27 protein-coding genes and 1 tRNA gene are annotated in these 26610 nt (G+C 71.6%); 9 read left to right on the forward strand and 19 right to left on the reverse strand.

What is annotated here, in order from left to right:
* Positions 1-44 precede the first annotated feature (44 nt).
* Positions 45-296, forward strand: coding sequence for a hypothetical protein (locus tag CIB93_RS39445; protein WP_306454822.1), 252 nt, complete (start codon positions 45-47; stop codon positions 294-296).
* 5 nt (positions 297-301) lie between these two features.
* Here the strand turns inward: CIB93_RS39445 and CIB93_RS39450 are convergent, their stop codons facing one another.
* The 5 genes from CIB93_RS39450 to CIB93_RS17955 all read right to left on the reverse strand — a co-directional run bounded on the left by CIB93_RS39450 (position 302) and on the right by CIB93_RS17955 (position 4610).
* Positions 302-424 carry a hypothetical protein gene (locus CIB93_RS39450; RefSeq protein ID WP_306454823.1) on the reverse strand — a complete coding sequence of 41 codons (123 nt, stop codon included), beginning with the start codon at positions 422-424 and terminating at the stop codon, positions 302-304.
* Between the two features lie 399 nt (positions 425-823).
* Positions 824-1018 (reverse strand): hypothetical protein, encoded by a 195-nt coding sequence (locus CIB93_RS17940; RefSeq protein WP_096627960.1) that lies wholly within the window; start codon positions 1016-1018, stop codon positions 824-826.
* Between the two features lie 111 nt (positions 1019-1129).
* A complete protein-coding gene (locus tag CIB93_RS17945; protein ID WP_096627961.1) occupies positions 1130-2023 on the reverse strand; it encodes an SDR family oxidoreductase in 894 nt (297 codons plus the stop codon).
* Positions 2020-2958: an alpha/beta fold hydrolase gene (locus CIB93_RS17950; RefSeq protein ID WP_096627963.1), complete on the reverse strand. Its 939-nt coding sequence runs from the start codon at positions 2956-2958 to the stop codon at positions 2020-2022. Before CIB93_RS17950 ends, CIB93_RS17945 begins: the two co-directional genes overlap by 4 nt.
* Positions 2955-4610, reverse strand: a complete 1656-nt coding sequence (locus tag CIB93_RS17955) for an NAD(P)/FAD-dependent oxidoreductase (protein WP_096627964.1) — start codon at positions 4608-4610, stop codon at positions 2955-2957. Before CIB93_RS17955 ends, CIB93_RS17950 begins: the two co-directional genes overlap by 4 nt.
* A gap of 168 nt (positions 4611-4778) precedes the next feature.
* On the opposite strand from CIB93_RS17955, the gene CIB93_RS17960 reads away from it, so the two are divergent.
* Positions 4779-5423 carry a MerR family transcriptional regulator gene (locus tag CIB93_RS17960; RefSeq protein ID WP_096627966.1) on the forward strand — a complete coding sequence of 215 codons (645 nt, stop codon included), beginning with the start codon at positions 4779-4781 and terminating at the stop codon, positions 5421-5423.
* A gap of 15 nt (positions 5424-5438) precedes the next feature.
* Here the strand turns inward: CIB93_RS17960 and CIB93_RS17965 are convergent, their stop codons facing one another.
* Complete coding sequence (locus tag CIB93_RS17965) at positions 5439-6254, reverse strand: exodeoxyribonuclease III (protein ID WP_096627967.1); 816 nt, start codon at positions 6252-6254, stop codon at positions 5439-5441.
* Positions 6255-6304: 50 nt separating this feature from the next.
* Here CIB93_RS17965 and CIB93_RS17970 point away from each other — a divergent pair, with 50 nt between their 5' ends.
* A complete protein-coding gene (locus CIB93_RS17970; RefSeq protein ID WP_096627968.1) occupies positions 6305-6793 on the forward strand; it encodes a GNAT family N-acetyltransferase in 489 nt (162 codons plus the stop codon).
* Between the two features lie 64 nt (positions 6794-6857).
* On the opposite strand, the gene CIB93_RS17975 is transcribed toward CIB93_RS17970, so the two are convergent.
* Positions 6858-8393 (reverse strand): sigma-70 family RNA polymerase sigma factor, encoded by a 1536-nt coding sequence (locus tag CIB93_RS17975; RefSeq protein WP_257002244.1) that lies wholly within the window; start codon positions 8391-8393, stop codon positions 6858-6860.
* A 139-nt stretch (positions 8394-8532) separates the two neighbouring features.
* Between CIB93_RS17975 and CIB93_RS17980 the strand changes: the two genes are divergently transcribed.
* On the forward strand, positions 8533-9687 hold the full coding sequence (locus CIB93_RS17980) for a helix-turn-helix transcriptional regulator (protein WP_096627971.1): 1155 nt from the start codon (positions 8533-8535) through the stop codon (positions 9685-9687).
* Between the two features lie 45 nt (positions 9688-9732).
* On the opposite strand, the gene CIB93_RS17985 is transcribed toward CIB93_RS17980, so the two are convergent.
* The 4 genes from CIB93_RS17985 to CIB93_RS18000 form a co-directional block, all read right to left on the reverse strand.
* Complete coding sequence (locus CIB93_RS17985) at positions 9733-10941, reverse strand: S1 family peptidase (protein ID WP_096627973.1); 1209 nt, start codon at positions 10939-10941, stop codon at positions 9733-9735.
* A 667-nt stretch (positions 10942-11608) separates the two neighbouring features.
* Positions 11609-12241, reverse strand: a complete 633-nt coding sequence (locus CIB93_RS17990; protein ID WP_257002239.1) for a three-helix bundle dimerization domain-containing protein — start codon at positions 12239-12241, stop codon at positions 11609-11611.
* An 85-nt stretch (positions 12242-12326) separates the two neighbouring features.
* Entirely contained in the window at positions 12327-13295 is a 969-nt protein-coding gene (trxB, locus tag CIB93_RS17995) for a thioredoxin-disulfide reductase (protein ID WP_096627976.1), read from the reverse strand.
* The gene (locus tag CIB93_RS18000) at positions 13292-13714 is read right to left on the reverse strand and encodes an arsenate reductase ArsC (RefSeq protein ID WP_096627977.1); all 423 of its coding nucleotides are present in this window, start codon (positions 13712-13714) and stop codon (positions 13292-13294) included. The genes trxB and CIB93_RS18000 overlap by 4 nt, the downstream gene beginning before the upstream one ends.
* A gap of 91 nt (positions 13715-13805) precedes the next feature.
* Here CIB93_RS18000 and CIB93_RS18005 point away from each other — a divergent pair, with 91 nt between their 5' ends.
* Together CIB93_RS18005 and arsB are read left to right on the forward strand one after the other, a co-directional pair.
* Complete coding sequence (locus CIB93_RS18005; protein ID WP_096627979.1) at positions 13806-14114, forward strand: helix-turn-helix transcriptional regulator; 309 nt, start codon at positions 13806-13808, stop codon at positions 14112-14114.
* Positions 14111-15199: an ACR3 family arsenite efflux transporter gene (arsB, locus tag CIB93_RS18010; RefSeq protein WP_096627980.1), complete on the forward strand. Its 1089-nt coding sequence runs from the start codon at positions 14111-14113 to the stop codon at positions 15197-15199. Before CIB93_RS18005 ends, arsB begins: the two co-directional genes overlap by 4 nt.
* A 134-nt stretch (positions 15200-15333) precedes the next feature.
* Here arsB and CIB93_RS18015 read toward each other — a convergent pair whose 3' ends face one another.
* On the reverse strand, positions 15334-15831 hold the full coding sequence (locus CIB93_RS18015) for a GNAT family N-acetyltransferase (RefSeq protein ID WP_096627982.1): 498 nt from the start codon (positions 15829-15831) through the stop codon (positions 15334-15336).
* Positions 15828-16190, reverse strand: coding sequence for a helix-turn-helix transcriptional regulator (locus tag CIB93_RS18020; RefSeq protein ID WP_096627983.1), 363 nt, complete (start codon positions 16188-16190; stop codon positions 15828-15830). The genes CIB93_RS18015 and CIB93_RS18020 overlap by 4 nt, the downstream gene beginning before the upstream one ends.
* A gap of 209 nt (positions 16191-16399) precedes the next feature.
* Here CIB93_RS18020 and CIB93_RS18025 point away from each other — a divergent pair, with 209 nt between their 5' ends.
* Positions 16400-17869: an NAD(P)-binding domain-containing protein gene (locus tag CIB93_RS18025; RefSeq protein ID WP_096627985.1), complete on the forward strand. Its 1470-nt coding sequence runs from the start codon at positions 16400-16402 to the stop codon at positions 17867-17869.
* Between the two features lie 274 nt (positions 17870-18143).
* Here the strand turns inward: CIB93_RS18025 and CIB93_RS18030 are convergent, their stop codons facing one another.
* On the reverse strand, positions 18144-18710 hold the full coding sequence (locus CIB93_RS18030) for a GbsR/MarR family transcriptional regulator (protein WP_096627987.1): 567 nt from the start codon (positions 18708-18710) through the stop codon (positions 18144-18146).
* A gap of 132 nt (positions 18711-18842) precedes the next feature.
* Between CIB93_RS18030 and CIB93_RS18035 the strand changes: the two genes are divergently transcribed.
* On the forward strand, positions 18843-19832 hold the full coding sequence (locus tag CIB93_RS18035; RefSeq protein ID WP_096627988.1) for an ABC transporter ATP-binding protein: 990 nt from the start codon (positions 18843-18845) through the stop codon (positions 19830-19832).
* On the forward strand, positions 19829-21481 hold the full coding sequence (locus tag CIB93_RS18040; protein WP_096627990.1) for an ABC transporter permease: 1653 nt from the start codon (positions 19829-19831) through the stop codon (positions 21479-21481). Before CIB93_RS18035 ends, CIB93_RS18040 begins: the two co-directional genes overlap by 4 nt.
* 101 nt (positions 21482-21582) lie before the next feature.
* On the opposite strand, the gene CIB93_RS18045 is transcribed toward CIB93_RS18040, so the two are convergent.
* From CIB93_RS18045 to CIB93_RS18065, 5 genes are all read right to left on the reverse strand, one after another.
* Positions 21583-22458 (reverse strand): alpha/beta fold hydrolase, encoded by an 876-nt coding sequence (locus CIB93_RS18045; RefSeq protein ID WP_096627991.1) that lies wholly within the window; start codon positions 22456-22458, stop codon positions 21583-21585.
* Between the two features lie 46 nt (positions 22459-22504).
* Positions 22505-23542 (reverse strand): CdaR family transcriptional regulator, encoded by a 1038-nt coding sequence (locus CIB93_RS18050; RefSeq protein WP_096627993.1) that lies wholly within the window; start codon positions 23540-23542, stop codon positions 22505-22507.
* 878 nt (positions 23543-24420) lie between these two features.
* A tRNA-Ala gene (locus CIB93_RS18055) sits at positions 24421-24494 on the reverse strand.
* 94 nt (positions 24495-24588) lie between these two features.
* Positions 24589-25812, reverse strand: a complete 1224-nt coding sequence (gene glpR / locus CIB93_RS18060) for a gephyrin-like molybdotransferase receptor GlpR (RefSeq protein WP_179500150.1) — start codon at positions 25810-25812, stop codon at positions 24589-24591.
* A gap of 156 nt (positions 25813-25968) precedes the next feature.
* On the reverse strand, positions 25969-26598 hold the full coding sequence (locus CIB93_RS18065) for a GNAT family N-acetyltransferase (protein ID WP_096627996.1): 630 nt from the start codon (positions 26596-26598) through the stop codon (positions 25969-25971).
* Positions 26599-26610 lie beyond the last annotated feature (12 nt).

Here is a 26610-nt window from a genome sequence, read left to right on the forward strand (position 1 = left end):
ACCCCTCCGCCCGGGGCCGGTCCAGCAGGGCGCCGACGCCGCCGATGGCCAGCAGGACCGCCGGGCCGATCAGCATGTGCCAGGTCAGCGGCGGTATCCAGGAAACCTGCGCGGACTGGCTCCGGCTGAACAGGATCAGGGGCAGCACACAGGCCACGGCGGCCAGGGCCGCGGCGGTCCAGCGTCTGCCGACGTCACGGCCCGCCCGGCTCCACAGCAGGGTCGTCAGGCGCGCCGGAAGAATCATCAGCGAGAGCCAGTTCAGCAGACCGCTCGGCGCGACCGTGCCGCCGTAGGCGACTCAGTGCACCGCCCGGCACCGCCCCTCCTGGAGGTAGAACTGCACGGCCGGGAGCAGCCCGAGGGCCAGCCCGCCCCCCAGCCCAGCCCACGGTCCGGCCAGCCGGTGGCCGAGGGCCGCCACACACTTTCCTGCCGCGACAGGCCCCACAGACCGAGCGCGAGCGTCCAGAGCGCCGGTACCGACCGGACGAGAAAACGGATACGCCTCGGGTCGGCCGGGGATGCCGGGGACGCGGTTCAGCTCCCCGGGGAACAGGGCGCCGAACGCGCTATATGCGCTGTGGACACGAAGAAAGGCTCCCCCGAGCGGCTGTCGTGCAGGGCGGGCGTCAGAGACGCGAAAGCCCATCATCGAACATGCATCCTACGCACCGCCGCACCCCGCGCGGTCGACAGCGCGGGCCCGGTACGGCCCGAACACAACATGGAGGAGGCGCACCCGGTCACCCGGATGCGCCTCCCGACGTAACGCGTACGCACGCGCACAGCGCAGCGCGCACGCGTCACACCTCAGCGACCGTCAACGGTCAAAGCGCTCGCGCGCCTGGTCCGACGCGTCCTGAGCACGGTCCTGGACGTCGTCCCGGCCCTGCCGGGCCCGCTCCTGGCCCTGCCGGCCGCGCTCCTGGGCCTGCTCCTTGGCCTCACCGGCCTTCTGCTTGGCCTGGTCGGCGAGCTCCTGCGCCTTGTCCTTGAACTGGTCTGCGATACCCATGCTGTTCACTCCTGTGGGATGCGTGCGGTACGTGGGGGGATGGCCCCCTGCGGGGCCTCGCCCAGCGTTGCATGACCCGACATCCCGCGCATTTCGGACAGCTACCTTCCGTTACGTACGGTCAGCGCGCTCCGCTCGCGCGTCCTGGTCCGCCGCGCCGCCGGCCCCCACCAGCCCTTTCGAAACGCCGTGGAGCCGGGGCTCGAAGCGCCGCATCTCGCGCGGCCCGCCCAGCGCGATGACGGAGGGCAGATAGCCGCGCACCGACTGCATCCCGCGCAGCCACCCCTGGGCGTACACATGCGCGGAGCGCCGCGCGATCCCGTCCACGATCCGTTCGACGGCCGGGCCGAGCGGATACGTACGGTTCATGGGCCACGGCAGCCGTTGGCGCAGCTCGCGCATCACGTCGTCCTGGTCCGCGCCGCGCACCATGTCGGTGTCGGTCCAGGAGAGGTAACCGACGCCCACCCGGACGCCCTTGTGGGCGACCTCCGCCCGCAGGCTGTGCGCGAAGGCCTCGACGCCCGACTTGGACGCGCAGTACGCGGTCATCATCGGGGCCGGGGTGATCGCGGCCAGCGACGCGATCTGGAGGAAGTAGCCGCGGCTCTCCGTCAGCACGGGCAGGAAGGCCCGCCCGGTGACCGCGCCGCCGATGAGGTTCACCTCGATGACCCGCCGCCAGGCGTCCGGGTCGGAGTCGGCGAACGGGCCGCCCGCGGCGACGCCCGCGTTGGCGACGACGACGTCGACCTTCCCGAAGCGCTCCTTGACCTCGCGCGCCACCTGCGCCATCGCCTCGTGGTCGGTGACATCGGCGAACCAGTGGCCGCTCTCGCCGTGCAGCCGCTCGGAGACCTCCTTCAGCGCGTCCGGCTCCAGACCGACCAGCGCGAGGGTCGCACCGCGTGCGGACAGCTTGCGGGCCAGCAGCTCGCCCACGCCCCGGGCCGCGCCGGTGACGACGACGACCTGGCCCTCCAGACTCCGCCTGCTGCTCATGCGACATCCTCCTTCTCGGCCGTTGCGGCCGACCGCTCGGTGACGTACCGGGTGACCAGCTCCCTGATTCTCGCCGTGACGGCCTCCGGGGCCTCGACCGGCGTCATGTGTCCCACGCCCGTCAGCTCGGTCAGCCCGAGGCCGAGGGGCAGGGCGGCCGCGATGGCCCGCGCGTGGACCGGCGGGGTCAGCCGGTCGTCCGTACCGGCGATCACCGCGGTCGGCACCCGCAGCTCGCGCACGCCCTCCGCGAGGTCCAGCCCGTCGAGCACGTGCCCCCACTCCACCCTCGCGCGGCGCGGGCAGGCGTGCACGATGCGGGCACAGGCCTCGACCCGGTCCGGAGCCGAACCGGCTCCCATCGTGGCGTACTTGAGGATCTTCTTCGAGACCGGGGTGACCGGCCCGAGCGGCGCCCGCGCCCCCAGCACGGCGCTGGTGAGCCGGGTCCGCAGCGCCCCCGGGCGGATCGGCAGGACGCGGGCCTCGGCGGTCAGCCGCGTACTGCCGGTGGAGCACAGCAGGACGGCGGCGGCGTGCGCACGCAGTCCGGGCCGGGCGGCCGCGGCCATCAGCGTCATCCCGCCCATGGAGTGCCCGGCGAGGACCGCCCGGCGGCCCGGGGCGAGTGTCGCGGCGAGGACCGCTTCGAGGTCGTCGGCGAGCGCGTTCGTGCTGTAGCCGCCGGGGCCGGGTGCGGGGGTGAGCCCGTGGCCGCGCTGGTCGTAGGCGATGACGCGGTGTTCGGCGGCCAGGTCCCGGATCTGGGCGTCCCAGAAGCGGGTGTTGCAGGTCCAGCCGTGGGCCAGGACGACGGCCGGGGCGTCCTCGGGACCGTGCAGTTCGACGTGGATGCGCGAGCCGTCGGCGGACCGCGCGGTCAGCTCGGCGGCGGGCACCGGCGGTACGGAGTCGCGGCGCAGGAGGCGGCTCATCGCGCGGCCTCCCCGGCGACGGTCTCCGAAGCGGCTGCCCCTGAAGCGGCCGCGCCCGAAGTCGCTGCCGCCGATGCCGCCGCGCTCCCCCCTGCCGTCACGGTCTCGCGCTCGGCGCGGCCGGGCTGTTCGGGTACGCGCCCGGCCCCGGCTGCCCGCTGCGCCCCGCCGCCCGTCGCCCCGGCCCGGACGACGTCGTACTCCGCGAGGTCCACCGTCCGCGTCTGCCGCCGGAACTCCCCCGTCGTGCCCGGCCAGACCGTCGTGTTGCGGCCCTCGGCGTCCAGGTACCAGCTGGTGCAGCCGCCGGTGTTCCACACGGTGCGCTTCATCCGCTCCTGGACCTTGTGGTTCCACGCGGTGACGGCGGCGGAGCGGGCGCCGAGCGCGGCGCGGCCGCCCAGGACGTCCAACTGGCGCAGATAGTCGGCCATGTAGTTCAGCTGGGACTCGATCATCAGGATCATCGAGGAGTTCCCGAGGCCCGTGTTGGGGCCGATGATCGTCATCCAGTTGGGGAACCCGGCGGCGGTGGCGCCGCGCAGCGAGTTCATCCCGTCCTTCCAGGACTCGGCGAGCGTGATGCCCTCCTCGCCGACGACCCGCTCCGCGATCGGCATGTCCGTCACATGGAAGCCGGTGCCGAAGATGATCGCGTCGACCTCGGCCTCGCTGCCGTCGGCGGCGACGACGGTGGAGCCGCGTATCTCGCTGAGCCCGGAGGCCACGACGTCCACATTGGGCTGGGCGAGCGCCGGGTAGTAGGTGCTGGAGAGCAGGATCCGCTTGCAGCCGATGCGGTAGTCCGGGGTCAGCTTGGCCCGCAGGGCCGGGTCCTTGATGGCCCGCGCCATGTTGGACTTGGCTATCTTCTCCACCAGGCCGAGCTGGTCGGGGTGCTTGGTGAAGGCGCTGACCTGCAACTCCCTTATGCCCCACAGAAGTCCACGGCGCGCTGTGCCGGTGGCGGGGACGGCCCGGTGCAGGGCGCGCTCGGCCTTGCTGATGGTGCGGTCCATGCGGGGCATGACCCAGGGCGGGGTGCGCTGGAACAGCGTGAGCTTCGCGGTCTTCGGCTGGATCGCCGGGACGATCTGGATGGCGGAGGCGCCCGTTCCGACCATCGCGACGCGCTTGCCGGCCAGGTCGTAGTCGTGGTCCCAGCGCGCGGAGTGGAAGACCTTGCCGGGGAAGGAGTCGAGCCCGGGTATGTCCGGCATCTTGGGGTCGGAGAGCGGACCGGTGGCGGAGACGACGACATCCGCGCGGAGGGTGGTGCCGTTGGCCGACTCGATCACCCAGTACAGGTTCTCCTTGTCCCAGCTCATCAGCTTCACCTCGTGGTTCAGCCGGATGTGCGGGCGCAGCCCGAAGGTGTCGGTGACCCGCTCCAGATAGGCCCGGATGTGCTCCTGGCCGGAGAAGGTGCGCGGCCAGTCGGGGTTGGGCGCGAAGGAGAAGGAGTAGAGGTGGGACGGTACGTCGCAGGCGCAGCCGGGATAGCTGTTGTCGCGCCAGGTGCCGCCCACCGAGTCGGCCCGCTCCAGGACGACGAAATCGGTGATGCCTTCGCGGCGCAGCCGGACGGCGGCCCCCAGGCCCCCGAATCCGGTACCGATCACCGCCACACGTACGTGTTCCTGCTGGGCCATGCTGCCGCCTCCCGCGGTACGTCACACGACTCTGCCAGCAATCACTGGCATTGTTCGGAGAGTAGAGCAGGGCCGTACTGATGGGTAGAGGTCGGACCGAGGAAAGTTACTGGCGGTACAACATAGGGTGCCCCTGTGGCTGAAGGACGCGAGCACCGCGAATACCGCATGGAGGAGCTGGCCGAGGCGGCCGGTATCACCGTGCGGACCCTGCGCTTCTACCGGGAGCGCGGCCTGATCCCGCCGCCCCGCCGCGAGGGCCGGATCGCCTGGTACGACGACCACCACCTGGCCCGTCTGCGGACCATCGCGGGCCTGCTGGAGCGCGGCCACACCCTCAACGGCATCGCGGACCTGGCCGCCACCTTCGAGAGCGGCCGGAACGTCGCCGAGGTACTGGGTCTGGGCGAGCCGACCGAGGAGACCCCGGTCCGCCTCACCCCCGAACAGCTCGCCGACTACTTCGAGGGCGAGGTGACCCCGGAGAACCTGGCCGCCGCGCTGGACCTGGGCTATCTCGCCACCGACGGCGACGAGATCGTCCACATCAGCCGCCGCCTCCTGGAGGTCTCGGCGGAGCTCGTACGGGAAGGGGTGCCGCTCGCCACGGTGCTCTCCTCGGGCCGGCGCGTCCGCGAGCACGCGGAGGCGCTCGCCGAGATCTTCGTACGCGTACTGCATGCCCACACCGCGGAGACCGAACCCGCCCAGCTGCGCCCGCTGGCCCGGGCGGTGGTGGACGCGGAGCTGTCCATGGCCCTGGACCGCAGGCTGCGCCACGAGGACGGCACCCGGCCGCCGAAGGCGGATTGAGCCGAGCCGCAGGCGCTACCGCTCGTAGACGACCGTCACCGGCGCATGGTCGCTCCACCGCTCGTCGTGCGTGGCGGCCCGCTCGACCCACGCCTTGACCGCGCGCTCGGCGAGCCCCGGGGTCGCCATCTGGTAGTCGATCCGCCAGCCGGAGTCGTTGTCGAAGGCGCGCCCCCGGTAGGACCACCAGCTGTACGGCCCAGCGACATCCGGGTGCAGCTGCCGTACGACGTCCACGTACGCGGCCTCCTCCAGGACCCGGGTGAGCCAGGCGCGCTCCTCGGGCAGGAAGCCGGAGCTCTTGCGGTTGGCCTTCCAGTTCTTCAGGTCGGCCTCCTGATGGGCGATGTTCCAGTCACCGCAGACCACGACCTCGCGACCGTCCGCCGCCGCCCGCTCCTTCAGCCCCTGAAGGTAGGGCAGGAAGGCGGCCATGAAGCGCTCCTTCTCGTCCTGCCGCTCGGTGCCGACCTCGCCGGAGGGCAGGTACAGGCTCGCGACGGTCACGCCGGGAAGGTCGATCTCCGCATACCGGCCGCTCGCGTCGAACTCCTCGGCACCCGGGACCCCGAACCCGCCGAAGCCGATCTGGACCCGCTCCGGCGCCTGCCGGGAGTAGAGGGAGACCCCGGCGCGCCCCTTGGCGGCGGCGGGCGCGTGCACGGTGTGCCAGCCCTCGGGGGTACCCACCCCTTCGGGCAGCTGGGCGAGCTCGGCCCGCACTTCCTGGAGGCAGACCACGTCGGCGTCGGTCCCCGCCAGCCACTCGACGAAACCCTTCTTGGCGGCGGCGCGGAGCCCATTAACATTCACGGAGGTCACTGTGAGCATCCCGAAACAGTACCCACCCCACGCCTGTGCATAGATGTACGATACTTGGCATGCTTATTCACCCTCGGCCGTTCGACCACCCCGACGCCGTCAAACTCAACGACCAGGTGCAGCTCGAATACGCCGAGCGCTACGGCGACGAGGGCGACATCACACCGCTCGACCCCTCGATGTTCCTGCCGCCACACGGTCTGTATCTGCTCGCCTACGACGAGCAGGACCGCCCGGTGGCGACCGGCGGCTGGCGGACCCAGAACCGCAACGCGGAGGGTTACGAGGACGGAGACGCCGAGATAAAGCGGATGTTCGTGATCCCCGAGGGCCGCGGCCGGGGCCTGGCCCGACGGATGCTGGCCGCCCTGGAGGAGGACGCCCGGGCCGCGGGCCGGACCAGGATGGTCCTGGAGACCGGCGACCAGCAGCCCGAGGCCGTCGCGCTGTACACCTCGTGCGGCTACACGGTCTGCGAGGAGAAGTTCGGCCACTACCGGACGTACGACAGCAGCATCTGCATGGCCAAGCCGCTCACGCGTCCCTGAGCAGGGCAGGGCGGCCGACGGCTGCTCGCGCGCCCGCTGCTCACGCGCCCGCCGGCCCGGATGCTCACCGCGGGGTGGCCAGCACCTGGGTCCAGTAGGGGCCGCGCGGGGAGTCGGCGATGCCCACGCCCACGTGGACGAAGTCGCAGTTGAAGATGTCGTTGTCGCGGCCCGGACTGTTCCGCCACTGTTCGACGGCCGCAGCCGGGTCGCTCATGCCGGTGGCGATGGTCTCGCCGACGGCCGACCACTCGTAGCCCACGGCCGTCACCCGGTCGCCCGCGCCCAGGCCCGAGGAGTCGGTGTGGCCGAAGTAGTTCTGTGCGGCCATGTCCTCGGAGTGCCGCTGGGCCACCTCGGTGAGCCGGGGATCGGTACGCAGGTCCGGGCAGCCGTTCTCGGCGCGCAGGGTGTTGACCTGGGTGACCACGCGCGTCTCCGGGGCGGGGCGCGGCTTCGGGGGCGTGGGCGAGGCGGCCGGCTCCGGGGCGGCGGGGGACGGTGTCCGGGAGGCGGAGGCGGAGGCGGTGGGACTCGGGGCGGGTGAGGCGGTGGTGGGCGTGGGGACCGGCTCGGCGGGGGCGGCGGCCGAGGGTGGCAGGGGCGCGGGGCTGTGCGTGGCTCCCTCGGCCCGGGGCACGGGCGGAGCGGGCTCGGAGGGCCAGAAGAAGACGGCGAGGGAGGTCACGGCTGTCGCGGCGGCCATGAGCCCCGCCGCTTTCCCGGCCGAGAGCACGCCGGAGGCGGCGGGAGCCCCGGCCGAGGCGGCGGGAGCGGCAGGCGCGGCGGAGGACACGGCCGCCGGGACCGCCTGGGTTACGGCCACCGCCGCCTGCTGTCCGGTGTCGTAGATCGGCAGCACCAGCGCGAGACCGGAGAGCAGGCCCTCCGGCGGGACCAGGCCCGCGCTGCCGTCGGAGCAGGAGGCGCAACCCCGTACATGGCGGGCGATCCGCTTGCGCCACAGGGGCGTCGGCGTGCCGTCCCAGTCGCCCAGCAGCTCCGCCAGGGCCGGGCAGCGGGGGTCGGCCGCCAGGGCCCGGACGACGGCGCGGCCGACGTCGAGCTGGTTCTTCACCCGCTGGACGCGTACGGCGGCGTGCTGCGGGGTGAGGCCGAGCGCCTCGGCCAGTTCGGCCCGGGTCAGCTCGCCGGTGGTTTCCAGCCACCACAGGGACAGCACATCGCGCTCGGAGTCGTCCAGCCAGCGGGTCGCCTCGGCCGTCTCGCGTCGCTGGCCGGAGAGTTCGAGGCGCCAGATGGTCAGGTCGACGAAGTCGGCGGCCGGGTCGGCGGGGTCCTCGGTCGCGTCCAGCGGGGCGGGCCGGTGGCCCAGACCGGACCAGCGGGTGCGGACCTGGTTCATGGCGATGGCGACGAGCCAGGAGCGGAAGCGGGCCGGATCGCGCAGGGAGGGCAGGCCGGACAGCGCCCGGAGCATGGTCTCCTGCACGACGTCGTCCACGTCCGGATGGCCGTTCAGCGCGCGACCGACGACGTTGTAGACGAGCGGCAGGTACTGGGCGGCCAGGCGTTCCCCGGCGGCCCGGTCGCCGTTCCTCGCCGCGACGACCAGAGCGGTGCTGTCCACGCCGTTCACGCCCTTCGTTCGGTTCGCCACCGGAGTGTGGGACAGGTCACCCCTGGGGGATTTGTTATCCGTCCCCCGTCCGGTGGTCAACCAGTATGCGGGGACACGCAAGCGGCCCCGCAGGGAGAGCACCGGAACGGGGAGGGCCATGTCGAGCGGAACGGACACCGACTTCGGACTGCCGGAGGCGGCGGGCGGCGGCACGTCCGGGACCGCCCCCGACGCCGCACCCCGTACGGCCGGGGCCCCGCAGGGCGCTGAGGCCCCGCAGGCCGCCGAGGCCCACACCACCGCGGCCCGCACGGGCGAGGCCATCGCCGCCTCGGACCTGCACGCGGCGGCCACGGGCGCCGACACCTTCCCCGGGGCCCTGCGGGAGGCGTTGAACCGCCGCGGCCTCTCGCTGGAGCGGGTGAGCGAACGGCTCAGGGTGCGCGGCATCACCATCAGCCAGGCCACCCTCAGCAGCTGGCAGCGCGGCCGCAGCCAGCCCGAACGGGCGCGTTCGCTGCGGGCGGTGGACGTGCTGGAGGAGATCCTGGAGCTGCCCTCCGGGGCCCTGCGCTCGCTGCTCGGCCCGCGCCGCCCCCGTGGCCGTATCACACCGGTCGGCGCTGAGGGCACCGCACTCCAGATCCTCGGCGAGGACTCGGTCGTGGAGAAGGCGCTCGGCGCGCGGTTCCGACACTTCAACCAGGAGACGGGGTCGCTGATGGTCCACGACGTCGTGACGGTCGGCGAGAGCGGCACGCTGAGCGGGATCACCACCACCAACGTGCTGCGGGCGAGCCGGGCGGGGGCCGACCGCGCGGTGTTCGTACACAGCTTCGACGACGAGGCCGCCGAGCCCGTCGACATCCGGGTCACCTGCGGACGCCTGGTGGAAGCCACGTACCTGAAGGGGCTCAAGTCCCTGGTGCTGGAGATCCACTTCGGCCGGGAGCTGGCCAAACTGGACACGACGGTGGTGAGTTACGCGATCGAGGTCAGTCCGTCCGAGACACCGGCCACGCACTACGAGCGCTGGACGCGGACGAACCTCCACGAATACCTCCAACAGGTCTTCTTCCACCCCGGCGCCCTGCCGACGGACTGCCACCGCTACGTCCGGGAGAAGGTCGGGGCCCCGCCCCGGGCCAAGCGGCGCATCCCGCTGAACGACACGCACAACGTCCATGTACTGACCTCGCGGTGCAAGCCCGGTGTCCACGGGGTGGCGTGGGACTGCGCCCCCGGAGCGGGAACAACGGGAACGGGAACGACTGGAACGGGAACTACTGGAACGGGAGACCGCCCAGGATGAGTGGACGGTCTCCCGCGTTCGGGGGGTGGCCTTGGCCGGTCGGGACTACTTGGTGTTGAGAGTCAGCCCGTAGTACGCGAGGGCGTCGTTGAGCGGCTGGAAGTAGGAGGAGCCGGGCGAGTTGACCTGGCCGGTGCAGCGCTGGTTCATCGGTCCGCCGGAGGTGAGGCCCTGGGCCTGGTCCCCGGAGACGTACGCGCCACCGCTGTCCCCGCCCTGCGTGCAGACGCTGGAGCTGGCCAGTCCGGTCACCACGGTGTCCGGGCCGCCGTTCTGGTCGGTGTAGGTGACGCTGACGTTGTACGAGCCGACCTTGCCGCAGGTCCAGCCGGTGGTCTGGCCGGACTTGCACAGCGCCGCTCCGGAGGGGGCCCGCTTGCTGCCCTTGACCGGGACGGTGCCCGCCCTGCCGTAGGTGGTGATGTCGAGGCCGATCGAGTGGCCGGCGTCGACGGTCGCGATGCCCATGTCGACGCTGCGGGTGCCCAGCGCGAACCGGGTGTGGGTGCCCTTGGCGAACCGGGTGCCGTTGTAGGCCAGTGCGGGCAGGTCCTCGATGCAGTGCCCGGCGGTCACGAGCACCTGCCTGCCGCTGCGGTCCTTGGCGCCGTAACCGACTGAGCAGAGGTAGCCGTTGAAGGTCATCCGGCTGCCGGGCGGAACGACGGCCTGGGTCTCCAGCTTCTCCTGCCCCTTGATGACGCGTACGGCGTCGCCGTTGCTCTTCGCCGCCTTGAGGAAGCTGCGGGTGGCGGCGTCCGATGCCCCGTTGACCTCGACGGTCACGGTGTCGGACGCGAGGTCGACGGACCACGCCGACACCCCTGCCGGGGCGCTCTTGAGGGCCTTGGCGTCCAGCTGGGCCTTGATGCGGTCGAGCTCGTCCTCCCCGCGTTCGGGGACCCGGGCCTTGAGACCCGCCGCCCTGACCTCCTTGGCCGCCCCGGCGTCGGCGGCGTTGACGACCAGGGAACCGTCGGCGGTGAAGAAGGCCCCGAGCGTGTCGACCCGGTGCTTCCGCAGCTCCGCGAACCGGTCCCGCTCCCGGGCCTCCCGGTCCAGCCGCTCGACGGCGGCCTTCTCACTGACACCCAGCGTCTCGGCGAGGGCCTGCACCATCTCCGGCTGATACGCCGGCGCCGAGGGCTCCGCCGCCGTACCGGCGTAGGCCCCTGTGGCGACTCCGGCCGACAGGAGGGCGCCGATGGAGGCGGCCACGACATACCTGCGCGCGTTCTTCTTTCCGTGCTTCACGGGATTCCTTCCGCTACACGGGCGAGCGTCCAGACAATGGGGGGGGTGGCCACACCTCGCTTGGGGACGCGCGATGTGTTCCATGGACACTGCCCGGCGGCGATGACATGTTCCTGTCGCCGCGCCCCGAACTCTGGCGCAGCCGCAACTGCCGCGACAAGAAGCGGAGATGGGGCTCTTTTCTACAGAACTGGCCGAGAACTGTAGAGAGACCGCCCGAAACACGTGGTCAGACCGGCACGGGGCGCAGCCCGCCCCTCCGCGCCTATCGCCGTATCGCCCTCGCGGCCTCAAGCGACTATGCGAAGGCGGACGGCAACGAAGGCACCGCACAAAAGCACCGCACAAGATGAATACAAGGGGGCAGCGCGAGGACGGCCGGGAAGTGGAGTTGTTCCCCCGAATCCGATGAGGGGTGGGAGCAGTTCCTCCGCGAATCAGCCGAGGGAGTCACCAGGGAATCACCGACGAGCCTGAGGAGCTATCAGCCCGCGCCCGACAGGAAACCCGCACCGGTCGGCGCACGCCAAGGGGCGGGCTGGTGCTGGCTGATGCGGGCTGATGCGGGCTGATGCGGGCTGATGCGGGCTGATGCGGGCTGATGCGGGCTGATGCGGGCCAAGGTACTCAAACACCCGTCAAAGCCCGGGAGCCGGGGCACCCTGGTTCAAGCCGGTGGCGCCGACGCCCCCAGGAGTTCGCCGACGAGCTTGCCCACCCGCACCTCCAAGGTGTCCCGTACGGCCCGAGCGCTCTCGATGTCCAGGCCGCTCAGGTCCGGCAGGTCCCAGTCGATGTAGCGGCGTCCCGGTCGTACGGGGCACGCATCGCCGCAGCCGAGCGTGACGACCACGTCCGCTGCCGCCACCACCTCCGCCGTCAGCGGCTTGGGGAAATCGTCGGCCGCCTCCATTCCCTGCTCGGCGAGGAGCCGGCGCACCACCGGAGCGATATCGGGGGCGGGGGCGGAGCCCGCCGTCATGACGAAGACCGCGCCCGCCGCGCGCCGCCTCATCAGGGCGGCGGCCAGCTGGGAGCGGCCGGCGTTCTCCGTGCACACGAAAAGGACCTCGGAAACGCGCTTGGGGCGGATGCCCGACCCGCGCGCCAGGGCGCCGAGCCGCTGATCCGCGAAGCGCTCGACGAGCGCCGGGAGGTGCGTGCCCACCCGGGCCCGGCCGCCCAGCAGACCGGCGCACTCGGTCACGTACCGCTCGACCGTCTCGTACGAGAACGACGTCCGGTGGCGCGCCGCCAAGCGGCGGGTGATGCGGCCGAGCAGGGCGCTCGTGTCCCGCAAGGGCGGTACCGGACGCCCGAGATGAGCCGACTCGTCCACCGCGGACCTCCCTGATGCGTACGGGCCAGGCACCGTCCGGTCCGGGTCAGACCGTGGCCGTGGCCATGGCCGGGGTCTTGTCCGCCAGGGCGGCGAGGTAGCGCTCGGCGTCGAGCCCTGCCGCGGCGCCGGTTCCGGCGGCGGTGACGGCCTGGCGGTAGGTGTGGTCGACGACGTCACCGGCGGCGAAGACGCCGGGGAGGTTCGTACGGGTGGAGGGGGACTCCACCCTGATGTAGCCCTCGTCGTCCAGGTCGAGCTGGCCGGTGAAGAGTTCGGTGCGGGGGTCGTGCCCGATGGCGATGAAGAGGCCCGTGGCCGCCAGTTCGCGGGTACGGCCCGTGAGCGTGTCGCGCAGGGCCACTCCGCCGAGCATGCCGTTCTCCTCCTTGATCTCGACGATCTCGCTGTCGAACGCGAAGGAGATCCTGTCGTCGGCGAAGGCGCGGTTCCGCATGACCTGGGAGGCGCGCAGGGTGGAGCGGCGGTGGACGACGGTGACGGAGCGGGCGAAGCGGGTGAGGAAGGTGGCCTCTTCCATGGCGGTGTCACCGCCGCCGACCACGACGATGTCGCGGTCACGGAAGAAGAATCCGTCACAGGTGGCACACCATGAGACGCCACGTCCGGACAGCTTCTCCTCGTTCGGGAGGCCGAGCTTGCGGTATCCGGATCCGGTGGCGATGATCACCGTCTTGGCGCGGTGGACCGTGCCCTCGGAGTCCGTGAGTTCCTTGATCTCGCCGGTGAGGTCGACGGAGACGATGTCGTCGTCGATCATCTCGGCGCCGAACTGCTCGGCCTGGGCCCGCATGTTCTCCATGAGGACCGGCCCGTGGACACCGTCCGGGAAGCCGGGGAAGTTCTCGACCTCGGTCGTCGTGGTCAGCGAACCGCCCACGAAGATCGAGCTGCCGAACAACAGGGGCTTCAGCTGGGCACGGGCGGCATAGAGAGCGGCGGTGTATCCGGCGGGGCCGGATCCGATGACGACGACCTCGCGGATCTCGCTCATGCGGTCCGCTCCGGGTTCACCGGGGCGATCTCCTCGACCAGGTTCTCGACGAGCTTCTTGATCTGGTCGCGGATCGGGCGGACGGCCTCGACGCCCCGGCCCGCCGGGTCCTCAAGCGTCCAGTCGAGGTAGCGCTTGCCGGGGAAGACGGGGCAGGTGTCGCCGCAGCCCATGGTGATGCAGACGTCGGAGGCCTTGACCGCGTCGATGGTGAGGATCTTGGGGGTCTCGGCGGCGATGTTGATACCGACCTCGCGCATGGCCTCGACGGCGGCGGGGTTGACCTGGTCGGCGGGGGCGGAACCGGCGGAGCGGACCTCGACGCGGTCCCCGGCCAGGTGCGACAGCCACGCGGCGGCCATCTGGGAACGGCCGGCGTTGTGGACGCAGACGAACAGGACGGAAGGCTTCTCGGACACGACTGGTCTCACTTGTCTCACGGCGAAGTCAGGCACGAAGGACATCAGCACCCGGTGGTGTCAGCGACCACTGATGTGAGAGTATCAGCCCATGATGACGTCAGTCGACACTGAACTGATCCGGGTCCTGGGTGATCCCCTGCGCCTGCAGATCGTGACCCTGCTCGCCCGCGAGACCCTGTGCACCACTCACCTCGTCGAGGAGACCGGTGCCCGGCAGACCAATCTCTCCAACCATCTGAGAGTGCTGCGCGAGGCCGGAGTCGTGGAGACCGAGCCCTGCGGCCGCTTCACCTACTACAAGCTCCGTCCGGACGTCATCGCCCAGCTCGCCGGCCAGTTCGCCGACCTGGCCGAGTCCGCGCGTACCGCCGTCAAGAACAAGAGGGCCTGTCCGTGACCCCCACCCAAGCGCCCGCGACCACCGAGGAACCCTCGGTGGTCGCGAAGCTTTCCACGCTCGACCGCTTCCTCGCCGTCTGGATCCTCCTGGCCATGGGCCTGGGGCTGGGTCTGGGCCGGCTGATCCCCGGGCTGAACGACGCGCTGGCCAAGGTCGAGATCGGCGGCATCTCGCTCCCGATCGCCGCGGGCCTGCTGATCATGATGTACCCGGTTCTCGCCAAGGTCCGTTACGACAAGCTCGACGCCGTCACCGGCGACCGCAAGCTGATGGCCTCCTCGCTGGTCGTCAACTGGGTCCTCGGCCCGGCACTCATGTTCGCGCTGGCCTGGATCTTCCTGCCGGACCTGCCCGAATACCGCACCGGCCTGATCATCGTCGGCCTGGCCCGCTGCATCGCCATGGTCATCATCTGGAACGACCTCGCCTGCGGCGACCGCGAGGCCGCCGCCGTCCTCGTCGCCCTGAACTCCGTCTTCCAGGTCATCGCCTTCGGCGTCCTGGGCTGGTTCTACCTCGACCTGCTGCCCGGATGGCTCGGCCTCGGCGACGGCGAGCACCTCGACATCTCCATGTGGAAGATCGCGTTGAACGTCGTCATCTTCCTCGGAGTCCCCCTGGTCGCGGGCTTCCTGACCCGCCGCATCGGCGAGAAGAAGATGGGCCGCGAGTCCTACGAGCAGAAGTTCCTGCCGAAGATCGGCCCGTGGGCCCTCTACGGCCTGCTCTTCACGATCGTCGTCCTCTTCGCTCTCCAGGGGAAGACCATCACCTCACAGCCGCTGGACGTCGTCCGCATCGCGCTCCCGCTCCTCGTCTACTTCGCGGTGATGTGGTTCGGCACGTTTCTGCTCGGCAAGGCCATCGGCCTGAACTACGACCGCACCGCCACGCTCGCCTTCACGGCCGCCGGGAACAACTTCGAGCTCGCCATCGCGGTCGCCATCGCCACCTTCGGCGTCACTTCCGGCCAGGCCCTCTCCGGCGTCGTCGGTCCGCTGATCGAGGTTCCGGTGCTGGTCGCGCTGGTGTACGTATCGCTCGCCTGGCGCAAGAAGTTCACTGCGGCACAGGTGAGGTAGGCCGCCGCGAAGCATCGTCCGGCCGCCCCGCCCCACGCGGCGGGGCGGCCGTGTCGGAAACCGATCGGCGCAGTCCGGCTTCGCGATCGGCACGGCCCGCCTCCACGGAGGACACCACCCCGAAGCAGCCGCGCTCACACCTCGGCGCTGCGGCGTTCGACAAGGACGGTGTCGCGCCAGCGCCCTCGGTGGCGGCCGATGCGCTCGCGGGTGCCGATGACCCGGAATCCGGCCCGCTCATGGACGGCGAGGCTGGCTGTGTTCTCCGGGAAGATGCCGGCTTGGACGGTCCAGATCCCGGCCGCCTCGGTGGAGTCGACCAGCGCCTTCAGCAGCGCCGAGGCGACGCCTCGGCCCCGGGCGCCGGGATGCACGTAGACGGAGTGCTCGACGACGCCCGCGTACGCGCAGCGGTCGGAGACCTGGGCGGCGGCGACCCAGCCCAGGACCCGCCCGCTCCCGTCGAGCGCGGCGAAGCGGTGCTCGGGCAGTTTGCCGGTGTCGAACTCCTCCCAGGTCGGTGCGGTGGTCTCGAACGTGGCGTTGCCCTCGTCGATGCCGGCCTGGTAGATCGCGACGACCGCGTCGGCGTGCTCGGCGCTCAGCGGAACGACGAGGACGGAGGCGGTCACGCGCCGGAGGCCTTGGTGAGCAGCTGCCCCATCGCCGCGAGGACGGCCGGTTCGACGCGGTAGTAGACCCAGGTGCCGCGCCGCTCGGAGGAGAGCAGCCCGGCCTCCTTGAGCTTCTTGAGGTGGTGGGACACCGTGGGCTGGGAGACGCCGACGTCGGAGATGTCGCAGACGCATGCCTCGCCTCCCTCGTGCGAGGCGACGGCGGAGAACAGCCGCAGCCGGACCGGATCACCCAGCGCCTTGAACATCCTGGCGGTCCGCTCGGCTTCCTCCGCCGTCAGAGGCCGTTCGTCCAGCGGCGGACAGCAGGGCTCGACGGTGGGCTCCAGCAGAGGCAGCACCTTCGCATTCGACATGCATCTATGTTGACATATGTCGAACCAAGCGCCCAGGCCCGGCCCGGCGCAGCGGCCGGGCCGGACCGTCCGGCGCCGTTGAGGCTACGTCGACGCACTCCAGAGCCAGCCCCATGATTCGACAAGCATCTATGTTGATATCCATCGATACAGATGCCATGCTGGGATCTCAGGAGATCGACGGATGTCGAAACAAAAGGGGAATCGCCATGAACGCCACCGCCACCGCCACCGCCGAACAGCTGCCCGTCGTGGTCGTCGGGGCTGGTCCCGTCGGCCTGGCCGCGGCCGCCCATCTCGTCGACCGGGGCCTTCAGCCGCTGGTCCTGGAAGCGGGCTCCCGGGCGGGTGCGGCGGTGTGCGAGTGGTCACACGTACGACTCTTCTCCACCTGGGGCGAGCTCACCGACCCGGCCGCCGAGAAGCTCCTCGCCCCCACCGGCTGGACCAAGCCCGACACCGGGACCTACCCGACCGGCGGCGACTGGGCGGAACGGTACCTTCAGCCGCTCGCCGACGCCCTCGGCGACAGGGTGCGCCTCGGCGCCCGGGTCACCGGGGTCTCCCGCGTCGGCCGTGACCGGATCGTCGACGCCGACCGAGAGGCCCAGCCCTTCTCCGTCCATGTCACGTACACCGACGGCCGCGAGGAGAAGGTCCTCGCCCGCTCGGTCATCGATGCTTCCGGCACCTGGGCCACCCCCGGCCCGGCCGGCGGGGACGGACTGTCGGCCCCGGGCGAGCGCGCGGCGGCCGACCGGATCTCCTACCGCGTCCCCGACCTCAAGGACCCCGCCGTACGGGCCCGTTACGCAGGCAGGCGCACGGCCGTCATCGGCTCCGGCGCCTCCGCCTTCACGGCGCTCGCCTCCCTGGCCGACCTCGCGAGGTCCGAGGCCGACACGGGAACGGGCACCGGCACGGGACCGGGAACAGGGACAGGCGCCGGTGCGGGCACGGGCAGGGGGACCGGCACCGGCACGCACGCCACCTGGGTCCTGCGCCGCGGCATCTCGGGTTCCACCTTCGGCGGCGGCACCGCCGACCAGCTGCCCGCCCGCGGCGCACTCGGCCTCGCCGCGAAGGCCGCCGTCGACGAGGGCCACGCGGACGCGGTCACAGGCTTCCGGACGGAGGCGTTCGAGAAGGCGGGCGACCAGGTGATCCTCGTCGCCGAGGACGGCCGCCGTCTGGACCCCGTGGACGAGGTCATCGTCCTCACCGGCCTGCGCCCGGACCTGTCCTTCGTCTCCGAACTCCGCCTCGGCCTCGACGAGCGCCTCCAGGCCCCCGTCGGACTCGCCCCGCTCATCGACCCGAACCAGCACTCCTGCGGCACGGTCTACCCGCACGGAGCCAAGGAGCTCTCCCACCCCGAGAAGGACGTCTACCTCGTCGGCATGAAGTCCTACGGCCGGGCACCCACCTTCCTCGCCATGACCGGCTACGAACAGGTCCGCTCCGTCGCCGCCGCCATCGCCGGCGACCAGGAAGCCGCCGAGCGGGTCGAACTCACCCTGCCCGAGACCGGCGTCTGCGGCGGAGCCGGCCTCTTCGACGAATCCGAGGCGAACCAGACCGAGAGCGACGGCTGCTGCGCCGCCCCCGCCACCCTGACGGTCGGCATCGCCGCCTCCGCCACCCCGACCGTCGGCACCGCCGCCTCCGGCGGCTGCTGACCACGGCGCCCGGCACCCGGCACCCGGGCCCCGATGGCCGCGACCGGAACGGGGGTCCGGTCGCGGCCACACGCCGCACTGCCCGCCCGCGGCGCCACACAGATCACCTGCCGGGAAATCGTCTACTACGCCTTCCCCCCTCGCCACCTCCCCCGGCGGCCGTGAACCTGTCGCGGGCCGCCACGAAGGCTCCACCGTCACCAACGGCCTCAACGGCCAGCGTCTGCTGCGCGGCGAGGCCTGGGATCGCCCTCTCAGGGGCGAGGTCGTACGGTCAGCGGCCGAGATGCTGGGCTTTGTGCGCGGCCCAGCGCTCCATCAGCGACCCCAACTCCTTGTCCAGGAACTGGAAGAACTCCAGCGTGTCGTTGATCCTGCGCCCCTGGGGGGTTTCGAGCCCGAAGTGGCTCACGCCCTCCCGCAACGTCGCCTGCCAGCTCCTCAGCATGGCGTCGCGCTCCATCAGGGCGCTGTACCACTGATCGCCCTGCACACGGTAACGCTCACGCCGCGAACCCGGCTCCCTCTCACGGCTGACCATGTTGACCTGGGCGAGATAGCGAACGGCTCCTGATACGGCTGCCGGACTGATCTTGAGGCGCTCCCCCAGTTCGGCGGAGGTCAGGTCCCCCCGCTCGGAGGAGAGCAACGCGGCGAAGACCCTGGCCGGCATACGGGCCATCCCGGCCTCGACCAGCTGGGCGGCGAAGCGCTCGACGAACCGTGAGGCGGCCTCGCCGTCGGCGACCTCCCGACCACCGTTCGAACGACTGTCGCTCGAACGACTGCCGCTCGAACGGCCGTCGTCCACACGGCCGTCTTCTCGCCGCCGCTCACTCATGCCCTGACCCCAGTCCTTGCGATTCGGCGCCCTGACGCCCCCGACGCCCCCGACGCCCGGCGGAAGTCTACCGAGTGATTCATACGGTTCCTTAACTTCACATACTTCTGAAGGAAGCGTACGTTCGGCACCATGACGAAGGCAATCAATGTGGCCGGACTGCATAAATCGTTCGGCCGGACGCACGCCCTCGACGGCATGGACCTCTCCGTCGACACCGGCGAGGTGCACGGCTTCCTCGGCCCCAATGGAGCAGGCAAGTCCACCACCATCCGTGTCCTGCTCGGGCTGTTGCGCGGCGACTCCGGCTCCGCGCAGCTCCTGGGCAAGGACCCGTGGAAGGACGCCGTCGAACTGCACCGGCGGCTGGCCTACGTACCCGGCGACGTCGAGCTGTGGCCCAATCTCACCGGCGGGGAAGCCATCGACCTGCTCTCCAAGCTGCGCGGCGGCCTCGACCGGCAGCGGCTCGACGAGCTCGTCGAGCGGTTCGACCTCGACCCGACCAAGAAAGGCCGCGCCTACTCCAAGGGCAACCGGCAGAAGGTCGCCATCGTCGCCGCACTCGCCTCCGACGCCGAACTGCTGCTCCTGGACGAGCCCACGGCGGGCCTCGACCCCTTGATGGAGGTCGTCTTCCAGGACGTCATCCTTCAGGCGAAGGCCGCGGGCAGGACCGTGCTGCTCTCCAGTCACATCCTGGCCCAGGTCGAGAAGCTCTGTGACCGCGTGAGCATCATCCGGCAGGGCCGCAACGTGCAGTCGGGCACGCTGAGCGAGATGCGCCACCTGACGCGCACGACGGTGGAGGCCGAGACCGAGCACCCGGCCACCGGACTCGATACCCTGCCCGGCGTCCACGGGGTTCGAGCGAAGAACCACCGGGTGAGTTTCGCCGTCGACGGCGCACACCTCGACGCCGTCATCCGCAGGCTCGGCGAGTTCGGCATCCGCAGTCTGATCAGCCATCCGCCCACGCTGGAGGAGTTGATGCTGCGTCACTACGGCGACGAGCTCACCGCCAACGGCGGTTCAGGGCGCACCGACGACTCCGCGGGCCCAGGGGGTACGGGCCCCGACGCGGTCACTCCGGTCCACGGCGGCGAGGGGACGGCCCGATGACCGCCACCGCGGCAGCGCCCGGGACCCACAGCTCCGCCGGACCCGGTGCAGGCGCCTTCGCCGGCACCGCGACCCTCATCCGGTTCGCCCTGCGCAGGGACCGTGTCCGCCTATCGGTCTGGCTGCTCGCGCTCGCCCTGGGCACGCTCGCCACAGCGAGCGAATACGCGACCCTGTACGCCACCGCGGAGGAACGGGCCGGGGTCGCCGCCACCATGGACAGTCCTGCCGCGCTCGCCATGACCGGCCCGCGCCACTACCTCTCCGACTACGACATCGGTGCGATGCTCGGCCACCAACTGCTCGGGTTCATGGCGGTCCTGGTCGGCCTGATGAGCGTCTTGACCGTCACCCGGCACACGCGGAACGAGGAGGAGACCGGCCGGGCCGAGCTGGTGCGCTCCACCGTCGTCGGACACCACGCCCAACTGGCCTCCGCGCTGGCGGTCGCCGCCGCCGCCAACGTAGCCCTCGCCGTCCTCGTGGCCCTGGCCCTCGTCTCGGCGCGCATCGACGGCATCGGCACCGGCGAGGCACTGCTGTACGGGCTCACGCACACCGTGATCGGCCTCGTCTTCGCCGGCATCGCCGCCGTCACCGCGCAGGTGACCGCGCATGGTCGCGGTGCTGCCGGCATGGCACTCGCGCTGATCGGTGTCGCCTACGTGCTCCGCGCCTCCGGCGACGTCGGCAACGACGCCCTGTCCTGGCTCAGCCCGATCGGCTGGATCCAGCGCACCTACGTGTTCGTCGACAACCGCTGGTGGCCCCTGCTGCTCTGCCTGGCGTCGGCCGCACTCACCGCCGCCGCCGGCTTCGTGCTGAGCACCCGACGCGATGTCGGCGCCGGTCTCCGCCCGGCCCGGCCCGGCCGCCGCACCACGTCCGAAGCCCTCACCCGGCCCTTCGGCTTCGCCCTGCGGCTGCACCGGGCGACCCTGCTGGGCTTCGGCGCCGGACTGTTCCTGATGGGCGTCATGTACGGCTCCATCCTCGGCGACGCCGCCGACATGGTGAAGGACATCGAACAGGTCCGGGAGGCGCTGGCGGAGATCGGCGGCAGCTCCGTCGCCGAGTCGTTCGCGTCGATGGTGATGGTCGTCATCGCGGTCGTCGCCGCTGTGTACGTGGTGATGGCCGGCCTGCGACCGCGAGCCGAGGAGAGCGCAGGCCGCGCCGAACCCCTGTTGGCCACCGGCCTCTCCCGCCACCGCTGGCTCGGCAGCCATGTCGCCGTCGCGCTGGCCGGCGGCACGGCGCTGCTGCTCGCGGCCGGGCTGGGATTCGGCGTCGCGGGCGCCGCGTCCACCGGGGACGCCGCCCTCGTGGGGGAGTTGCTCGGGGCCGCGGCCGTGTACGCGCCCGCGCTGTGGGTGACCGGGGGCGTGGCGGTCGTGCTCTTCGGCTGGTGTCCGCGCGCCGCGTCGGCGGCCTGGATCGTGCCCGTGTACGCGTTCCTCGTCGGGTACCTCGGCGCGATTCTCCGGTTCCCCGACTGGATGAACAACCTCTCGCCCTTCGGCCACGCTCCCCGGCTCCCCGCCGCCCAGATGAACTGGACCCCTGTCCTTGTCCTCACCGCCCTCGCAGCCGGTCTGGTCCTGCTCGGGCTGGCGGGCTTCCGCCGCCGGGATCTGGAGACGAAATAGCGGGCAAGCGAGCGGACCTGACCTCGGGGCGGGACGCGACAGGGGCGCGGGCCCTGCTCCTGCGGTGGCACGCACCAGCTGTCCGGCCCGCCCTCCGGGCGTCACTGCGCCCCATGAGCCCTGAGGAATTCCTCCACCACCCCGCAGACCTCCACGGGCGCCTCGTCCAGGAGCAGGTGCCCCGAGCCTTCGACCACCCTGAGCCCCACCCCCAAACGACGCTGTGCGGCCGGCCCCAGGACTCTCGGCGGCAGCAAGAGGTCGAACCGCCCCGTAGCGACCAGCACCGGGGCGGCCCGGGATCGTTCCAGCAGGGCGGGCGGCAGCGGCGCCGGGGCGAGGCTGGTGCGGCAGCAGCGCGCGACCAGATCCATCCATGCGCTCAGGTGTCCGGGTACCGCGCGCCCCGGAGCGGACATGTGGCGCAGCAACTCCTCCGCTCGTGGCACCGAAGGGCGCAGGAGCCAGGGGACGGTGGCAGACACCAGAGGAACGGGGACCCGCAGGCGCGTGACGCCGGCACTGGAGAGCAGCACCCGACCGGCGATGAGAGGAGAGTCGCCGGCGAGCGCCACCGCGCCGCCCAGGGAATGCCCCACCACCACGGCCGGCTCCCGTACCACCAGAGGCAGGACCTCGCTCAGCCACCTCCCGTACCAATCCGTGCGCCCGGCGCGGGGCCGCCGACCCGAGCTGAGCCCCGGCTGGCCGGGCAGGTCCAGGATCACCACACGGTGTTCGCGGGCCAGCGCCTCGGCGATGGCCGGACACAGGGCGGCGTTCATGTTCGTACCCGGCAGCAGAACGACGGCCTGGGCTCCGCCCCGCGGTTCGGGGCCCAGGGTTACGACGCTGGTGGGCCCGGCCGATGTCGCCACCTCGCGGCGGACATGGGCCACGTGCCACGCGTCCAGCCGGCTCAGGCACCAGCGCCGGACCTCCTGCTGAGCCGCGGTACTCCTGTAGACAGAGGGCACGTACCCGTCCTTCGTGATCGGCGTCGGCGGATGAGTGACGGCAGGTTCAGAGCTTCCGATCGGGCCAGTTGAGGATGCGCGCTCCGATGACCGCGGTCTGCAGGGCGTACCGGTGCCGGGGGTTGGTCGGGTCTGATCCGGTGAGCTGGTGGATGCGCTCCAGCCGGTAGGTGAGTGCGCGGACGCTCAGGGAGAGGTTCCGGGCCGCGTGGGTGGTGACGCATCCCGCGTCGAAATAGGCGGTGAGGGTGTCCAGATGGGGCTGCGGGCCGTTACGGGCGCCGAGCAGCGGGCCGAGCGTGGTTCGGACGAGGTCGGCCATGGCCTGGCGGTCGCGGGTCAGCACCGGATACACGAGAAGTTCCGCCGCGTGCAGCACCGGATCATCGAGTCCCAGCCGGACCGCCAGGTCCAGGGCCTGAAGGGCCTCCTCGTAGGAGTGGACCACGCCGCCCGCACCCGGGTGCGGGCGTCCGACGGCGGCCTTTCCACCGTCGGTCGCGGCATGGGCCTGCTTGGCGAAGTGGATGAGGACGTCTCGCTGGTCGCCGGGGGCGATACAGATCATCCGGCCGTCCTTGGTGGTGAGCAGGACGCTGCGGTCGCCGAAGCGTCCGGTCACCGCCCGCTCCACGAGGCGAGGTACGGCCTCGCCTTCGAGGTAGGGGTCGGGGCCTTCGGCGACGGCGACGGCATGGGCGTGGGAGAGCCTCAGCCCGAACTGCTCCGCACGCTCCACCAGGCGCCCCAGGTCGCCACGCCCGTACAGCAGGTCGTCGATGAACTCGCGGCGCCGTGACTCCTCCTGTCGGAAGGCGAGTTGCTGGGCCCTCTCGTAGCCCTCGCAGAGTGCCTCGACGGCGATCTGCACCGTGGCGAGCACGCGGTCCGCGCCGACGGTCCCGGTGGGCCAGGCGGCACGGGCCCGTGCGAGGTGGTGCACGACCAGGGCGCGCAGCGTGATGCCGTCGGCGGCCGCCTGCTCCCCGAAGACCCGGAGGCGCTCCAACTCGGCCTCGTCGGGCTCCTGCCCCACCGCCGCAGCCGAGGCCAGCAGGGTTTCGTATCCGGTGCACGTCTGCATCCCGTAGTCCTGTCTCAGGGTTCCGCCTGTACGGCCGCGGGGTCGCCGATGCCTTCGGGCTCGACGCTCCGGCTCAGGCGGGGCGGTCGTCGGCGTGGGTGACGAGCTTGCCGGCTCCGGCCCGGCGAAGGGCCTCGCAAGCCCCGGGAGCGGCTCCGCTGTTGAGGTCAGCCCGCGCGGTGCCCAGCACCTGCCGACTGCCCGGGGACAGCTTCATCGACGACCGGCACACCGGAACCTCCCCCGGGCGAACAGATCCGGGGATCCCGTGCGGTGGTGCAGTCGTTCGTACACGGCGGGCAGCCTTCCGGGGTCGCGACGGACGGAGGGACGGCTGCCCCCGTCGCCGACCAGACTTCCCGGCACACCAGCGCCCGTGACGGCGCGTTTCGCACATCCTAGTGGCGAGCCCCTGCGGAGGACATGGTGCGCCGACCGCCCTGGGAATCCGCTCAAGCTCAGCAACGGTACGGGAAGCCCGGCCCCGGGCACCCGGTGCCTGTGCGACACCTGGACTTGCCCCTGCTACGTGATCGCGTACCGGCCGACCTGGCGGGCCCGTACGGCAGACATGAGGACGACCGCCGCGCCCGCCCGCCTACATGGTCCGGGTACGGGCGACCTCGCGGGACACCGCCGTGGGAATCACAACCACACAGCCATCGGCGCGCCGCAGGACCACCCGAGTCCTGCGGCCGCTTCGCCAAGCCCGCACAGCCACAGCCAGCTCCGCTCACCGTGCCCACGGCACCGAACCGGGCTTCCCCGGCCGGCATCCGCGTCGTCCCAGCCTGAGAACCACGAAATCCCGCCCAGTTGAAGTAACTGGACGGGATTTCGTGAACCCTTCACGAGCTAACTCGTGAACGGCCCGTCTGTGGACCTGTGGGGATTTGAACCCCAGACCCCCTCGATGCGAACGAGGTGCGCTACCAGACTGCGCCACAGGCCCTTGCGACGTGTGAAACTCTAGCACCCTCATGGGGGTGCTTGGAAATCCGTTCCTCCGCTGGTCAGCGAGTCGTGGATCTCCGAGGCCCTGCGGCTCACTCATTGGCCGCACGCGGCCGGCCCTCGTCGTCGTACTGGTCGAAGAGCGGGGTCCTGCCGCGGTCGCGGGAGCGGCGGGACTGGTTGGTGCGCTGGCGCGGTGCGGGGTCGACCGTGGGGGTGGCCGGGTGCGACGTGCCGGTCTGGTGGGTGGGCTCGGCGGTGCTGGAGCGGGCCGCGCTCCAGGTCTCCGGGTCGCCGACCTCCACGCCGCCGGTGGCCCGGGGGGCGACGGGTGCGGTGACGTAGGTGGGCAGCGGTACGGGAACGGGCTCCCAGCTGTCGCCCTGGACGCGGCCGCGCTCGCGCTGCTGGTCCACCCACTCCGCGTGGTCCGTCTGCTCGACGAGGGCGCGGCGGCCCGCCTCCTGGGGGGAAACCGTGGGGGTGGGGTCAGGCTCCGCGTGGTGGGCCTCGGCGTCGTCGTCGGGCTCGGCGGGGGCGGGGACCGCGGGCTGGTGCCTTCGGGGGCGGTTCTCGCGCAACCGCTGCGCCGCGACCTCGGCCCGGCGCCGGTCCATGGTGAAGGCGAACCGCCGTCGCTCCTGGGCGCGCAGATGCACGATGTACGTGCTCAGCAGCACGGCGGGGACCGCGGGCGCCCACAGGAAGCCGAGGCCGCCGACCGCCGCGACGATCGCGCCGAGGGTGAAGGCGAGGAAGAGGACGACGGTGGTCCGCCTGCGCCGTGCCAGGACCTGGGAGCGCTGGGCGCGCCGAGCGCGCTCGGCGTCGGCCGCGCCGGATCGAGGACGGGGCGGGGAGCCGGGCCCCGGCGCCCCGGACCGCTCGCCGGGCCGGCGCTCGGGCGCCTGACGGTCCGGCAGCTGGTGGTCCGGCGCCCGGTCCCTTTGGTCGTGCGCCGGGCGGCCGGGAGCCGGGCGGCCCGGGGCACGCTCGGGCGCGTGCGCCGGGTCGTGCAACCTGGCTTCCGTATGCGCCGGAGGCGCGGCAAAGGCCCGGACGTCCACGGATTCCATACGGTCCGTTTCCCGGTCCGGGTCGACGTCGGGCCCCGCCTCCTCGGCGGTGCGCTCCCGCAGCTCCTTGGCGTACCGGCGCTCCATCGCCGCCCGTCCGGACAGCAGCCGGATGGCCGTGCTGAAGCGTTCCGTCGGACGAGCCTCGTTGAGCTCGTCCTGCCTGCGGAGCCACATCGGCACCAAGTAGGCGGCCCAGGCCCCGACGATGACTGCGTAGATGAGGCCGCTGCTGCTCACGCTCACACCGTAGAGGGGTTTGCACGGGAGGATCCGCCAATTGGCCCGGTGTGTCGCACGATCCGGCTGATATCACGGACTTTTTTGTGATTGATCGGATCAGCAGATGTCGAAAGCGTGGCCCATTGTCGCCACCCGGCGATCAAATTCGAACACCTATTTCATTTCGTCGGAGGGTCCGGGGCCCCGACGCGTCACCGGCCGCGACCGGCGCCAGCGCCGGAGCATGCCCTCGGGCACTTCCTCGGCGGTGAGGGCGAAGATCAGATGATCCCGCCAGGCCCCGTCGATGTGCAGATAGCGCGGGCGTACGCCCTCCGAACGGAATCCGAGTTTCTCCACGACCCTGCGGCTGGGCGCGTTCTCCGGGCGAATGCAGACTTCGATGCGGTGCAGGCCGACCGTGCGGAAGCAGTGGTCCACCGCGAGAGCCACGGCCGTCGGCATGACCCCGCGGCCCGCGACGCCCTGGTCGACCCAGTAGCCGATATGACCCGAGCACATCGAGCCCCAGGTGATCCCGGCGATGGTGAGCTGGCCGACCAGCCGGCCCTCGTATTCGATGGCGAACGGCAGCATCCGCCCCGCGTTCGCCTCGGCCCGCAGATGGCGGACCATCTGCCGGTACGTGGGGCGCTGCGCGACCGGGCCGCCGGGGGCGGGCGGCGGAACGGTCGCTTCCCAGGGGCGCAGCCAGTCGCGGTTGCGCCGGTTGACCTCACGCCACACCCGCTGGTCACGCATCTTTATCGGGCGCAGGACGATCTCGCCGTCGGTCAGCGTCACCGGCCAGGTCGC

Origin of the sequence: Streptomyces sp. WZ.A104 (assembly GCF_002382885.1) — a bacterium.
Lineage (GTDB): Bacteria > Actinomycetota > Actinomycetes > Streptomycetales > Streptomycetaceae > Streptomyces.

Bases quoted from the DNA above. Each gene is read 5' to 3' on its own strand.
- CIB93_RS39445 (WP_306454822.1), top strand. From the start codon at position 45: ATGGCCAGCAGGACCGCCGGGCCGATCAGCATGTGCCAGGTCAGCGGC.
- CIB93_RS17940 (WP_096627960.1), bottom strand. From the start codon at position 1,018: ATGGGTATCGCAGACCAGTTCAAGGACAAGGCGCAGGAGCTCGCCGAC.
- CIB93_RS17945 (WP_096627961.1), bottom strand. From the start codon at position 2,023: ATGAGCAGCAGGCGGAGTCTGGAGGGCCAGGTCGTCGTCGTCACCGGC.
- CIB93_RS17950 (WP_096627963.1), bottom strand. From the start codon at position 2,958: ATGAGCCGCCTCCTGCGCCGCGACTCCGTACCGCCGGTGCCCGCCGCC.
- CIB93_RS17955 (WP_096627964.1), bottom strand. From the start codon at position 4,610: ATGGCCCAGCAGGAACACGTACGTGTGGCGGTGATCGGTACCGGATTC.
- CIB93_RS17960 (WP_096627966.1), top strand. From the start codon at position 4,779: ATGGAGGAGCTGGCCGAGGCGGCCGGTATCACCGTGCGGACCCTGCGC.
- CIB93_RS17965 (WP_096627967.1), bottom strand. From the start codon at position 6,254: ATGCTCACAGTGACCTCCGTGAATGTTAATGGGCTCCGCGCCGCCGCC.
- CIB93_RS17970 (WP_096627968.1), top strand. From the start codon at position 6,305: ATGCTTATTCACCCTCGGCCGTTCGACCACCCCGACGCCGTCAAACTC.
- CIB93_RS17980 (WP_096627971.1), top strand. From the start codon at position 8,533: ATGTCGAGCGGAACGGACACCGACTTCGGACTGCCGGAGGCGGCGGGC.
- trxB (WP_096627976.1), bottom strand. From the start codon at position 13,295: ATGAGCGAGATCCGCGAGGTCGTCGTCATCGGATCCGGCCCCGCCGGA.
- CIB93_RS18005 (WP_096627979.1), top strand. From the start codon at position 13,806: ATGATGACGTCAGTCGACACTGAACTGATCCGGGTCCTGGGTGATCCC.
- CIB93_RS18020 (WP_096627983.1), bottom strand. From the start codon at position 16,190: ATGTCGAATGCGAAGGTGCTGCCTCTGCTGGAGCCCACCGTCGAGCCC.
- CIB93_RS18025 (WP_096627985.1), top strand. From the start codon at position 16,400: ATGAACGCCACCGCCACCGCCACCGCCGAACAGCTGCCCGTCGTGGTC.
- CIB93_RS18030 (WP_096627987.1), bottom strand. From the start codon at position 18,710: ATGAGTGAGCGGCGGCGAGAAGACGGCCGTGTGGACGACGGCCGTTCG.
- CIB93_RS18035 (WP_096627988.1), top strand. From the start codon at position 18,843: ATGACGAAGGCAATCAATGTGGCCGGACTGCATAAATCGTTCGGCCGG.
- CIB93_RS18040 (WP_096627990.1), top strand. From the start codon at position 19,829: ATGACCGCCACCGCGGCAGCGCCCGGGACCCACAGCTCCGCCGGACCC.
- CIB93_RS18050 (WP_096627993.1), bottom strand. From the start codon at position 23,542: ATGCAGACGTGCACCGGATACGAAACCCTGCTGGCCTCGGCTGCGGCG.